The following is a 12643-nucleotide window of genomic DNA, read 5'->3' as shown; positions in this document are numbered from 1 at the left end:
GGTCGGTGCCGGATCGGCGATGCCGCGGTGGCGTCGCTGGGCGATGAGCCCCCAGATCCGGGCCCAAGGGTGAGGTGCGGGGCCGACAGAGTTCCGGTCGCGAGGCCACCGGCTTTGCGAGTGCCGTCTCAAAAGGGCGGCAACGCGCACCTGCACATCCGGGCAAGCACGCCGGACGGGCGGCCGCGAGGTCGCACGTTACACTTAGATGAGCGTCCGGACGGCCGCCCGTCTTCCCACCCCCTGCTGTGCGGGACCGGTGGGCGTTCTTTGACAGAACCCGGCCTTTCGGGCGCGGGAACGATGAAACGCGCACGGTTGACCACCACGCGCCGCCTCTTTGTCCTATTCCCATCCAGGCAACCGCCCGCGTCCAGCCACGCGCCGGACCTCGTCGCGGCTTATGCCGAGATCGGCAAGCAACCGGTCGTCGAGCGACGACAGCCCCGCCACGCTTCGCCGAAACTGCCGGCGGCGGTCGAGCCATGCGCCGGCCGCGCGCCAGAATGAAGCCGCCCGCGCCGCCGGCTGGGGCGCCGTCGGGCGATAAGGAAATGGGCCGGTAAAGTGCAGGGTCATCGTCGGGTCTCCGTTCGCGCCGTTCCTTCCGGCAAGGCTCCGCCACTGGCGCCGACAAATCGTCGGGCGCCTCGGCCGAAAGGAATGACAAGGGTCGATCTCGGGTCGGAGACTACGCGGGGAACGGAATTCGTGTTATCGCTACTTCGTCAAATAATGTGCTTGAGCCGCCAGTGATCCACCCGGACAGCCGCATCCACCCCGACCTGTCGCTCGCCGAGGCCGACGACTACCCGGCGGCGATCCTCGCCTATGCGGGCACAGTGGCGAAGCACACGCATTACGGCAGGCACCGCCACCGCCGGGCGCAGCTTTTCCACATCGTTTCGGGCGCCGTAACGGTGGACACGGATCGCGGCAGCTTCATCGTGCCGCCGGAACGCGCGGTGTGGATTCCATCGGACGTCAGCCACGGGGTGACCTATCTGCAGGACTGCGCGCAGCGCTTCCTGTTTTTCCGGCCGGAGGCGGTCGCGCATCTTCCGCAGGTGCCGGCGGTGATCCGCCTGTCGCCGCTGTTGCGCGAGCTGATCCTCGCCTTCATGGCTCATGCCCGCGACGCGCCCGAAGACGGCCCGGCCGGACGGCTGGCAGCCGTCATCCTCGACCAGCTCGTCACCGAGGAAGTCGCGCCGCTGCATCTGCCGATGCCGCGCGAGGACCGAATTCGCAGTGCGGTCGACGGCCTGGTGGACGAGCCCGGACGGCGCGACGGGCTGGCCGCGGTCGCGGCGCGCGCGGCATTGTCGGCGCGTTCCTTCGAGCGGCACTTCCAGGCCGAGACCGGGATGAGCTTTCGCGCCTGGCGGCGGCAGGCGCGGCTGATGAAGGCCGTCGAACTGCTCTCGCTCGGCATCCCGGTCGGCGAGATCGCCGACCGGCTTGGCTATGAGGGCACAAGCGCCTTCATCGCCGGTTTCCGGCGCGCCTTCGGCGTCACGCCGGGGCGCTATTTCGCCCGCGACGAGTGAGGTACGCGGGTGTCACAGCCGACCCGCCGCGCACCGCGCGCGGCCCGTCTCCGGAACGCCGGCGGCGCGGCAGCGCCCTACTCCGCCGCCACCTTGTCCTGCGTCCTCGTCTCGAAATCGGAGGCGTCGTGGCGCTCGTGCAGCTGGTCGGCCGGATCGCCGGAAACGCGGTTGACCATGCGCCCGCGCTTGACGGCGGGGCGGGCATGGAGCTGGTCGGCCCAGCGGTTGACGTTCTTGTATTCATGCACCGAGAGGAACTCGCCGGCGCTGTAGGCCCAGCCCTTCACGAGGCCGCCATACCACGGCCAGACCGCCATGTCGGCGATCGTGTACTGGTCGCCGGCCAGATATTCGACCTCGCCCAGGCGGCGGTCGAGCACGTCGAGCTGGCGCTTGACCTCCATGGCGAAGCGGTTGATCGGGTATTCCCACTTCTCCGGCGCATAGGCGTAGAAATGGCCGAAGCCGCCGCCGAGATAGGGCGCGGAGCCCATCTGCCAGAACAGCCAGTTCATGGTCTCGGCGCGCGCCGGCTGCTCGCTCGGCAGGAAGACGCCGAACTTTTCGGCGAGATAGAACAGGATCGAGGCCGACTCGAACAGGCGCACCGGTTCGGACCCGCTGCGGTCCATCAGCGCCGGGATCTTGGAGTTCGGGTTGATGTCGACGAAGCCGGAACCGAACTGGTCGCCATCATTGATGCGGATCAGCCAGGCGTCGTATTCGGCGCCCTTGTGGCCGGCTTCCAGAAGCTCCTCCAGCATCACGGTCACCTTCACCCCGTTGGGCGTGGCGAGCGAATAGAGCTGCAGCGGGTGCTTGCCGACCGGCAGTTCCTTGTCATGCGTGGGGCCGGCGATCGGCCGGTTGATCGAGGCGAAGGCGCCGCCGCTTTCCTTGTCCCAGGTCCAGACCTTGGGCGGGGTGTAGGCGGTATCGGACATGCTGAGGCTCCTGACGTTCGAAAAGCGTTGCGCCCGTCAGATAGGTCAGCCATCCGCCGAACGCCAGCGACGGCTTCCGCGGCACACGAGAAGTTGTTCGCCCTTGCCGGCCGCGCGGCGGCGTTGCGCGGTCGGGGGCGGACTTTCCCGGCTGGCGTAGGTTCAGCCCGCCGTGCGCTCGAGCCAGCGCTGCCATTCGCCGGGATCGCCATGAAAGACGTTGAGGTCGATGCGTCCCGACACCCCATGCGAAAGGCCCGAGCCGGAATATTGCCAGAACACCCATTCGCGGCCCGGATAGACCTTCGAGGGATGTTCGGCCACGGCGCGCAGCCAGAACGGGTAGTCCTTGAAGTAGCCCTTCAGATTGCGCTCGTAGAAGTCCGGTGTCGCGTAAATGACCGGGCGCTGGCCATAGTGCTTTTCGAGCCGGTCGAGGAAGACCTGCATCTTCTCGCGCACGAAGGCCGGCGACGGGCGCTTGCGGCATTTAGAATGATGGTTCCATTCGACGTCGAGCACCGGCGGCAACGCACCCCTTTCCTTGGGCACGTTGCGAATGAACCAGTCGGCCTGGGCACTGGCAAAGGAACACCAGTAGAAGAAGTGGTAGGCGCCGCGCTTCAGCCCCGCCTTGGCTGCGGCGTTCCAGTTCTTGCGGAACTTTTCATCGAGGTGATCGGTGCCGTCGGTCGCCTTGATGTAGGCGAAGTTGGCGCCCTGGCTGCGCAGCTTTTCCCAGTCGATATTGCCCTGCCAGCGCGACACGTCGACACCGTGGACGGCATGATGCTGTGGCTTGCGAGGCCCGAAATTGATCGGGTGGGCGTCGCGGAACGCGGCCTTGACCACCTTGTGGCGGCCGGTCGCGCGCATCGGTCGCTCCGGCGTGACAAGGGCGACAGTGGCGGCCGCCTCCGCGGTCACCTGGTCCGGCTCGGCCAGCGCGGCAATGCCGGCACCATCGCCTTCGGCGACCTCGCTGCCATCGCCTTCCGGAATCGGCGCGGCCGGCCGTGCGACCGAACTCGTCGTCTCGGGAGAAATGTCGAGGGCATCGACAGTGGCGCTGGTCGAGCAGCCGGCAAGGCCGAACAGAACCACCAGGAGGGCGGGAGAAAGGGGAGAACGCATGACGACCTGTACGCGGTACCAAACAGTCCGGCGGCAAGACGCGCCGCCGGGTCACCAAAGGCCGATGCTGTCAGGATTCTCCCAATAAAGATTGAATCGAATTTTTACCTTGTTGCGCATCCCGCCGGACCGACAGCGAAATGGGCCCTCGCCTACCGGCGGCGCGACCTAGAGCCCGGCATGGAAAGGCTGGCTGCGCGCCGCGGCGGCAATACCGCGCAAGGGCGGCGCGTGGCGGCGGCTGCGGCGGCGCACCTGATCGGCAAGCCGCAGGATGTCGCCGTCCGAAACGCCGTCGCGCTGCATGAGCTTGCGGATGATCGGCTCGTTCAGAAGCTCTTCAAGGGTTATGTCGCCGTTCAGCATTGCGCCGTCTCCGAATCGTCTGTGCCATGGCCCGGACGTCTAGTCGGGCAACTTGACCGGGCAATGTCGGATTGATGACGAAGGCGTGGCCGCGTCGTCTTGTTGGCCGCAAGCGAAAGCGGCGCGGCGATCGTGTGCCGGCCGGCAGGTCGTCCCGGGAAATCCGTCAGTGCTTGCGGGCCTGGACGAGGTAGGCGTTGATCTCGCTCTCGCCCAGCCACTTGGCCGCCTCCAGCCGATGAAGGCCCTCGACGAGAACGTGGCGTTTGCCGTCGTGGCGGACCTGGATCGGCACCTTCATGCCGTTCTCGAGAATGTCCTCGGCCAGATGGCGGACAGTGTCGGGATGCAGCGTCTTGCGCCGGCCCACAGGCACGTAGATCGTGTCGATGGCGATCTTCTCGATCCTCAGCATGCGCGATCCTCGGCAGCGTTGCGATCGCGATCATGATCGGCCCTCGCGACGAAGTCCAGCCGCCAGCATATCCGGTCGAAGACGATCCCGTGGTTCGCGGATGCGCTCAATGGCCGATCGAGCCGTGCGAGCCGGCGGACCGCCGCCCCGCATCGGCGACGATCCGGTTGGGCTATTGCGCCTTCGTCAGTTGCTCCTCCCAGCTCTCAACCTCGGTCTCGCCATTCAGGAATGGCAGCACCGTTCGGACGAGTTCGGGCGCGAAGAAGATGTCGTAGTGCGTCCGGTTGGGGATGATGGCAAGCCGGTTCTGCGGCAGGTTCTCGCGCATCCAGCCTGCGTCGCGCAACCCGCCGCCAAGCAACTGGTAGAACTCGACGATATGCTCGGGTCGGTACATGTCGCTGTCGCCGAAGACCAGCATGACCGGCATTTCGAGGGCCTTGGCGTCGGCTGCATAGTTGTAGTCGCGGCGCATGAAGGCGCCCATCTGGTCGAGCAGCTTCGGGAAATCCTCGGGATGCGGCGCGACGGCGGCGTAAGACTGGTACATGGGGGTTTCGCGCATCATCGGCGCCATCGCGGCACTGACCTGAACCTGCTGTTCTCGCATCGCCGCATAAAACCCGTCGGAGGCAAAGCCCGCCGAAACCATGGCCAATCGGCGGACCATGTGAGGGTGTTGAACGGCGAGACGGAAACCGACACCGCCTCCAAACGAATAGCCCAGCACGTCGACGCTGTCGTGACCGAGCGCCTTGAGCAGAACGGCCATGTCGTCGCCCTGATCCTCCAGGTTGATGTCGCGATGGCCGAGCGCTGTCCGTCCATGGCCATGCAAATCCACCGCGATGACCTGGCGACCCTCGGCGAGCGCCGGCAGCACCGGTCCGAACATGCCGGTCGAACCGAGACCCCCGTGCAGAAGGAGCAGCGGCTCGCCTTCGCCGTGGATCTCGTAATAATAGTCGAGCCCATTGACGGCGACGTGGCCGCTCCGCGCCGGGCCGGCCTCCTGGGCCTTGGCCGGGCTGGACGCGATGGCCACCGCGAGGCCGGCAGCAAAGATGGTGGATGCGAAAAGGAACTTCAGCATTGTCGTCTCCCTCTGGGTAAGCGAAGGCGACGTTCGCCTTCCTGCCCTCACAACGAAGGAGGCGCACGCCTTTCGACATGCATCGTGAAAAAATGCCGCTAGGTGCCGACGAGTTGGCGCAAAGTCGTGGGTATCAGGCCGGGCAAGTCGTCGGCAGTCAGCCCCGGCCCGAACCGAAGGGAGCAATCGCCATGGATCCATACGGCCGCACAGGCAGCTTCGAAGGACGGCATCCCTTGTGCCAGGAAGCCGGCCACGAGCCCGGCCAGCACGTCACCGGAACCGGCGGTTGCAAGGTAGGGGCTCGCGTGCGCGTTGATCACGGCGCGGTCGTCGGGTGAGGCGACGACCGTGTCCGGACCCTTCAGGATCACCACGGAAGTGCAGCGCGATGCCGCTTCGCGCGCCCGCTCGACCTTGGAGCGCATAGCGCCGGCAAGGTCCGGGAACAGCCGGCCAAATTCGCCTTCATGTGGTGTGAGCACCGCCGGCTGGACCGAACTCGTCCCCTTGGCGAGCAGAGCAAAGAGCGCCTCGGGTTCTTCCTCGAAGGACGTCAACGCGTCGGCATCGAGCACAAGCCCCAGCACTTCCTCGCCTCGCAGGCGGTTGAGAGCGCTCACAAAGTTGCGGCAGTGTTCTCCGACGCCAAAACCCGGCCCGATCACGGCGCCGGCAACCTTGCGCGAGTTAACGAAATCGGCGAGTTCGTCGACTCTGTCGGCGCGGCGCAGCATGATCGCTGTCAGATGCGCGGCATTGACCGACATGGCGCTGCCGGGCGAAACCACGGTGACAGCCCCTGCCCCGGCGCGCGCAGCGGCCATGGCGGCAAGCCGCGCGGCACCGGTGGCCGACGGCCCACCGGAAAACGAAGCGACATGGCCGCGGCTGTATTTGTGACCGTTTTCCGTCGGCCTGGGCAGGTGCATCTGCCAGAGACGCGGATTGTTCTGCCAAAGCTTCGGGCCGATGGTGGTCAACGCCTCGTCCGCAATGCCAATGTCGGCGACCACGGTCTCGCCACACAGCGAACGACCCGGCAAGAGCAGATGACCGGGCTTGCGGCGGAAGAAGGTCACCGTCATGTCGGCGCGTATCGCGATCCCGCCAAGTACCTGTCCGCTGTCCCCGGAGAGCCCTGACGGCAGATCGACGGCAAGCACGGCCGCCCCAGAGGCGTTTGCGCGTTCGACCGCCCGAGCAAAATTGCCCTGCAGCGGGCGCGTCAGGCCTGCGCCGAACATGGCGTCAACGACGAGGTCATCGCCGCCGGCGTAGAAAACCTCAAGCGGGCGCGTCCTGAGTTCCAGCGCGGCAAGCGCCATCGCGGCATCCGTGCCGGGCCGTGGGCTGTCGTCCTGATAGGCCGTGACCGGGCAGCCGGCATCGGCCAGCAGCCGCGCCACGACCAACCCGTCGCCGCCATTGTTGCCGGGGCCGCAAAGGACGTGGAAATGCCTCGACGCCGGGTAACGCGCAAGGATGGCCGCGGCGATGGCCGCTCCGGCGCGGCACATGAGCCCGTACCCGTTGGATGGTCCGCCCGCTATCGCAAGACGGTCCGCCTCGCTCATCTCGGCAGGCGTGAGCAATTCATCCATCACGAGGGTAGCTCCCGGTGGTCTTGCACCGTCATATCGAGTAGCACCATCGACGCCAACCGCCGCGTCTGCCTCAGATTTGAGCCGGTTGCACAAAAAATCATCACAGCCCATGATGCCCGGCGTGACAGGGACCCGCCGGGGTGACGACTGGCGGTCGAAAACCCCCGGATTTCAAAGGCGACACGGAGCAACAGCCTGGAGCAGTTGCGCATGAGAGTGCAGGCAAATCTGGCACGGTTCGTGCTTTTCAGGTCGGCGAAACGGGAACCAAACCCGTTCCAAATGCCAGCGGAGGCCAAAACCTAGATGAAAAAGATCGAGGCGATCATCAAGCCCTTCAAGCTCGATGAAGTGAAGGAGGCCCTTCAGGACGTAGGCCTGCAGGGGATCACCGTCACCGAAGCGAAGGGGTTCGGCCGACAGAAAGGTCACACCGAGCTCTATCGCGGCGCCGAGTACGTGGTCGACTTTCTGCCCAAGGTGAAGGTCGAGATCGTGCTGGCCGACGATTCCGTCGAGGCAGCGATCGAGGCGATCCGCAAGGCGGCCCAGACCGGCCGCATCGGTGACGGGAAGATCTTCGTGTCAAGCGTCGAGGAAGTCGTCCGCATCCGCACCGGTGAAACCGGCGTCGACGCCATCTAGTACACACGACCGCAGGCAACCAATCGTCACACAGGGAAAGAGAATATGACGACAGCGAACGAAATTCTGAAGCAGATCAAGGACAACGACGTCAAATTCGTCGATCTGCGCTTTACCGACCCGAAGGGCAAGATGCAGCATGTGACGATGGACATCGCGGCCGTCGACGAAGACATGTTCGCTGACGGCGTCATGTTCGACGGGTCGTCGATCGCCGGCTGGAAGGCGATCAACGAGTCCGACATGGTCCTGATGCCCGACACAGAGACGGCGCATATGGACCCGTTCTTCGCCCAGTCGACGATGGTGCTGGTCTGCGACATTCTCGACCCGATCTCGGGCGAATCCTATAATCGCGACCCGCGCGGTACCGCCAAGAAGGCCGAAGCCTATGTGCGGTCCGAGGGTATTGGCGACACCGTCTATGTTGGCCCGGAAGCCGAGTTCTTCGTCTTCGACGACGTCAAGTACAAGGCCGATCCGTACAACACCGGCTTCAAGCTCGACTCGACCGAACTGCCGTCGAACGACGACGCCGAGTACGAAACCGGCAATCTCGGCCACCGCCCGCGCGTCAAGGGCGGCTACTTCCCGGTGCCGCCGGTCGATTCGGCCCAGGACATGCGCTCCGAGATGCTGACCGTGATGGCGGAAATGGGCGTCGTGGTCGAAAAGCATCACCACGAGGTGGGCGCGGCCCAGCACGAGCTCGGCATCAAGTTCGACACGCTGACCCGCAATGCCGACAAGCTGCAGATCTACAAGTACGTCATCCACCAGGTGGCAAACGCCTACGGCAAGACGGCGACCTTCATGCCGAAGCCGGTTTATGGCGACAACGGCTCCGGCATGCACGTGCACCAGTCGATCTGGAAGGACGGCAAGCCGACCTTCGCCGGCAACGAGTACGCCGGACTATCGGAGACCTGCCTGTTCTATATTGGCGGAATCATCAAGCACGCCAAGGCGATCAACGCCTTCACCAACCCGTCAACCAACTCCTACAAGAGGCTCGTTCCGGGCTTCGAAGCACCGGTCCTGCTCGCCTACTCGGCACGCAACCGTTCCGCATCCTGCCGCATCCCGTTCGGTTCCTCGCCGAAATCGAAGCGCGTCGAGGTGCGGTTCCCGGACCCGGCAGCCAACCCTTATCTTGGTTTCGCAGCCATGCTGATGGCCGGCCTCGACGGCATCAAGAACAAGATCCACCCGGGCCAGGCCATGGACAAGGATCTCTACGACCTGCCGGCAAAGGAACTGAAGAAGGTACCGACCGTGTGCGGCAATCTGCGCGAGGCGCTGACCAGCCTCGACAAGGACCGCGCCTTCCTCAAGGCCGGCGGTGTTTTCGACGACGACCAGATCGACGCCTATATCGAACTCAAGATGCACGAAGTGCTGCGTTACGAAATGACGCCGCATCCGGTCGAGTTCGACATGTACTACTCGGTCTGAGCGACCCTCACGAGAACGAAGGGCTCCGGATATCCGGAGCCCTTTTTCGTTGCGCCGACATCAGGCCGCCGAGGTGGCCTCGTAGTCGGCCCTCACGGCGGAGGCATCGCAGCGCCGGCGCAGGTCGCGAACAACCTCGATCCACGCAAAGCGGATCGAATTGGTCACGATCTCCGCATCAAGTCGCTTGAGATTGTCGGCAATCGGCGCCCACTCGTAGAGAGCTGCCGGACTTTCGGTGAACGCATCACCGCCCACCGACATATTTTCCCAATGCAGGTCGGCAAGGCGCTTCTCGAACGCGGTTTCCCATTCGCCGATGCTGCCGTCGTCGGGAGCCTGGGCGGCATGCTCGGCCACCCCGTGGCGAAAGCAGGCGCGCGCCATGCGGTTGCGTTCCGCAGCGCCCACCTGCGACCCTGCGGTCACCAGCGCAACGGCGTGCACCGTGAGATCGGACAAAGCGGCGGCGAAGACCTGCATCTTGGCGATGTTGACCGAGGCGACGAAGGCGTCGTCCTCGAACATCGACGGATAGCGAGTTCCCATGCGGGCTTTCAGGTAGCCGTAAAGCTTCTTCTGGGACACGAACGCAGCCCGCGCGCCCACGAAACGACAAAGCTCCTCAAAGGTGTTCACCGGCGATGTTTCGCGTCGGATACTAAGCCGGGAAGCGAATTCGCGCATGAACCCGCAGGCGCGCGCAAGGATGCCGTTCATGCCCGGGCTTCCGTGCAACCGCGGGATAAGACCAATGTCTTAGTTCCCATTGTCTGACAAATCATTGATCGTGAAATTCCATCGATGTGATTCCATAGGTGGAATCCGCGGTTGGTTCTGCCGGCAGCCGATGCTGCTAGCACATTGAAGGGAGGGAGGACATCATGTCCGGTGAACACGCTCAACTGAGCGAGGAAGCCCGGGATCGCTATTGGTCGAAGACCAGAAGCCTCACCATCTTGGTGCTGGCGTTATGGTTCTTCTTCGCATTCGTGATCCCGTGGTTCGTCGGCTCACTCAACAATGCTACTTTCCTCGGGTTCCCGCTAGGCTACTACATGATCGCCCAGGGTTCCCTGATCGCCTTCGTGGTCCTGATATTCTTCCAGAACTGGCGGCAAGACCAGATCGACGAAGAATTCGGCGTCAGCGATGAATAGGGGGCGCTCGAAATGGCACTGATCAAAGGGAATTTCATCGACAATATCGGCCGCGTCTACGGCATCTACACCGGCGGCTTCATCGCCTTCATCATCCTGATGGCGATCCTTGAGCAGATGGGCGTCGGAGCCGACACGATCGGCATCCTGTTCGTCGCCTTCACCATCGCGATCTACGCCCTGATCGGCTGGCTGTCGCGAACCATGGAGGTCGACGCCTATTATGTCGCTGGGCGCCAGGTTCCGGCGGTCTACAACGGCATGGCAACGGCGGCTGACTGGATGTCAGGCGCATCGTTCGTCGCGCTTGCGGGTGGCGTCTATTTCGGCGGCTACGGCTACATGGCCTTCATCATCGGCTGGACCGGCGGCTATGTGCTGGTCAACTCGCTGATGGCGCCGTACCTGCGCAAGTTCGGCTGCTACACAGTGCCGGACTTCATCGGAACGCGCTACGGCGGCAACCTGGCCCGACTTTGCGCGGTGATCGTGCTCGTCGTCGCATCGTTCACCTATGTGACGGCACAGATCAACGCGACCGGGACGATCGCGGCCCGCGCGCTCCATATCCCGTTCGAGGTCGGCGTCTGGTTCGGCCTGCTCGGCATCCTGCTGTGCTCGATGCTGGGCGGCATGCGGGCGGTGACCTGGACACAGGTGGCGCAATACATCGTGCTGATCATCGCCTATCTGGTTCCGGTGATCTGGATGTCGAACACGCAAGGCTTCGGCATCATTCCGCACTTCAGCTATGGCGGGGCAGCCTCGCGCATGGCCGAACTGGAAGCGCTCTACACGCTGAGCCCGCCCGCAGAAGCGGTGCCGGGTCTTTCCGTGCTGACGACCCCGCATACGGGGCCCGTCGGAGATCTCGCCGAGTGGAAATTCGTGACGCTGGCGCTTTGCATGATGGCCGGCACCGCATCGCTGCCGCACATCCTCATGCGCTACTTCACGACCCCGTCGGTGCGCTCTGCGCGCAAGTCGGTGGCCTGGTCGCTGCTCTTCATCTTCCTGCTCTACTTCACGGCGCCGGCCCTTGCCACGCTGACGAAGCTGCAGCTGCTCGATCCGAACCTGCCGACGGCCATCATCGGCAAGTCGATCGAGGAAGTGCAGAACCTGGCGTGGATCCAGAACTGGTCAAGCGTCGGCTTCCTGGCGGTGGTCGACCAGAACGGCGACGGCATCCTGCAATTGAACGAGTTCTTCATGCGGCCCGACATCGTCGTGCTGGCGACTCCGGAAATTGCCGGCCTGCCCTACGTGATCTCCGGCCTCGTCGCGGCTGGCGGTATGGCGGCTGCCATGTCGACCGCCGACGGCCTGTTGCTGGCGATCGCCAACGCGCTCAGCCACGATCTGTACTACAAGATCATCGACCCGAAGGCGGACACAGCCGTGCGGCTCGTCGTGGCCCGCGTGCTCCTGGTCATCATCGGTGCGGCGGCCGCGTTGATCGCGTCCCTGCAGCTTACCGGCATTCTGGGGGCCGTGGCCTGGGCGTTCTGCTTCGCCTGCTCCGGCCTGTTCTTCCCGCTGGTACTCGGAGTGTGGTGGAAACGTGCCAACATGCCCGGCGCTGTCGCCGGCATGATCTTCGGTTTCGTCGCCGGTTCGGCGTATCTCTACTACGTCTACACCGGTGGCACGCCGTGGATGGGCATCGACCACTTGCGCTTCGGCATCGTCGGCATGGCCGTGAGCCTGGTGGCGATGGTTGCCGTCACGCTGATGACGGCCGAGCCGGACGAGGAGACCAAGCGCATGGTCGACGAGACCCGGGTGCCGACCGGCCCGGCAATCCTGGCGGCCAAGCACTAGGCCATTGCAAAACGCTTTCAGGGGCGGGACATTGTCCCGCCCCTGATTTCTGCGCAGCGGACAGCCTTCGACATGGATCACACCTTCGCGGCCTTCCCCATCTGGGTGATCGCCATCGACTATCTGCTCGGGATCGTCATGTGGACGCTGATCGGCCGGGCGGCGATGAACATCTTCCTGCCCGAGGACTCAGACTTCTTCTTCATGAAGTTCTTCGTGCGCGCGACCAACCCGGTGATCCGCGTCTTTCGCCCGGTCACGCCCGGCTTCCTGCTCGATCCGCTGGTGCCGCTTTTCGTGGCGTGGTTCTTCTACATGGCGCGCTTTTACCTGATGCCCTGGCTGCTCGGCTATTCGGTCATGGGTATGCTGTCGTTCCCGCTCGAAAGCGAGATCGCCCAGGCCCTCTACAGGATGTTCGGCGGCGGGTAGCGGACAGGGCGG

General features: G+C 64.4%; 14 protein-coding genes. 6 read left to right on the top strand and 8 right to left on the bottom strand.

Going from position 1 to position 12643, the window contains the following annotated elements:
* Positions 1-345: 345 nt before the first annotated feature.
* Positions 346-579 (bottom strand): DUF1127 domain-containing protein, encoded by a 234-nt coding sequence (locus FQ775_RS04860; RefSeq protein WP_146298307.1) that lies wholly within the window; start codon positions 577-579, stop codon positions 346-348.
* A 173-nt stretch (positions 580-752) separates the two neighbouring features.
* On the opposite strand from FQ775_RS04860, the gene FQ775_RS04855 reads away from it, so the two are divergent.
* Entirely contained in the window at positions 753-1550 is a 798-nt protein-coding gene (locus FQ775_RS04855) for an AraC family transcriptional regulator (protein ID WP_146298306.1), read from the top strand.
* 77 nt (positions 1551-1627) lie between these two features.
* Here FQ775_RS04855 and yghU read toward each other — a convergent pair whose 3' ends face one another.
* From yghU to FQ775_RS04825, 6 genes are all read right to left on the bottom strand, one after another.
* A complete protein-coding gene (gene yghU, locus FQ775_RS04850) occupies positions 1628-2497 on the bottom strand; it encodes a glutathione-dependent disulfide-bond oxidoreductase (protein WP_146298305.1) in 870 nt (289 codons plus the stop codon).
* Positions 2498-2659: 162 nt separating this feature from the next.
* Positions 2660-3631, bottom strand: coding sequence for a glycoside hydrolase family 25 protein (locus tag FQ775_RS04845; protein WP_146298304.1), 972 nt, complete (start codon positions 3629-3631; stop codon positions 2660-2662).
* A gap of 168 nt (positions 3632-3799) precedes the next feature.
* Positions 3800-3997: a hypothetical protein gene (locus tag FQ775_RS04840; protein WP_146298303.1), complete on the bottom strand. Its 198-nt coding sequence runs from the start codon at positions 3995-3997 to the stop codon at positions 3800-3802.
* A gap of 166 nt (positions 3998-4163) precedes the next feature.
* Complete coding sequence (locus FQ775_RS04835; protein ID WP_146298302.1) at positions 4164-4412, bottom strand: ParB N-terminal domain-containing protein; 249 nt, start codon at positions 4410-4412, stop codon at positions 4164-4166.
* A 172-nt stretch (positions 4413-4584) separates the two neighbouring features.
* Positions 4585-5508, bottom strand: coding sequence for an alpha/beta fold hydrolase (locus FQ775_RS04830; RefSeq protein ID WP_146298301.1), 924 nt, complete (start codon positions 5506-5508; stop codon positions 4585-4587).
* A gap of 98 nt (positions 5509-5606) precedes the next feature.
* Positions 5607-7112: an NAD(P)H-hydrate dehydratase gene (locus FQ775_RS04825; RefSeq protein WP_349291498.1), complete on the bottom strand. Its 1506-nt coding sequence runs from the start codon at positions 7110-7112 to the stop codon at positions 5607-5609.
* A 309-nt stretch (positions 7113-7421) separates the two neighbouring features.
* Here FQ775_RS04825 and FQ775_RS04820 point away from each other — a divergent pair, with 309 nt between their 5' ends.
* Positions 7422-7760, top strand: coding sequence for a P-II family nitrogen regulator (locus FQ775_RS04820; RefSeq protein WP_146298299.1), 339 nt, complete (start codon positions 7422-7424; stop codon positions 7758-7760).
* A gap of 45 nt (positions 7761-7805) precedes the next feature.
* Positions 7806-9215 (top strand): type I glutamate--ammonia ligase, encoded by a 1410-nt coding sequence (gene glnA / locus FQ775_RS04815; protein WP_146298298.1) that lies wholly within the window; start codon positions 7806-7808, stop codon positions 9213-9215.
* Between the two features lie 60 nt (positions 9216-9275).
* On the opposite strand, the gene FQ775_RS04810 is transcribed toward glnA, so the two are convergent.
* Positions 9276-9803 (bottom strand): hypothetical protein, encoded by a 528-nt coding sequence (locus FQ775_RS04810; RefSeq protein WP_246730266.1) that lies wholly within the window; start codon positions 9801-9803, stop codon positions 9276-9278.
* A 296-nt stretch (positions 9804-10099) separates the two neighbouring features.
* Between FQ775_RS04810 and FQ775_RS04805 the strand changes: the two genes are divergently transcribed.
* The 3 genes from FQ775_RS04805 (at position 10100) to FQ775_RS04795 (ending at position 12631) form a co-directional block, all read left to right on the top strand.
* Positions 10100-10375 carry a DUF4212 domain-containing protein gene (locus tag FQ775_RS04805; protein ID WP_146298296.1) on the top strand — a complete coding sequence of 92 codons (276 nt, stop codon included), beginning with the start codon at positions 10100-10102 and terminating at the stop codon, positions 10373-10375.
* Positions 10376-10387: 12 nt separating this feature from the next.
* Entirely contained in the window at positions 10388-12199 is a 1812-nt protein-coding gene (locus tag FQ775_RS04800; RefSeq protein ID WP_146298295.1) for a sodium:solute symporter family protein, read from the top strand.
* A 72-nt stretch (positions 12200-12271) separates the two neighbouring features.
* Positions 12272-12631 (top strand): YggT family protein, encoded by a 360-nt coding sequence (locus FQ775_RS04795; protein WP_146298294.1) that lies wholly within the window; start codon positions 12272-12274, stop codon positions 12629-12631.
* The last annotated feature ends 12 nt before the right edge of the window (positions 12632-12643 follow it).

Source organism: Nitratireductor mangrovi, assembly GCF_007922615.2.
Taxonomy (GTDB): domain Bacteria; phylum Pseudomonadota; class Alphaproteobacteria; order Rhizobiales; family Rhizobiaceae; genus Mangrovimarina; species Mangrovimarina mangrovi.
This window is presented reverse-complemented; position numbering and strand designations above follow the sequence as displayed.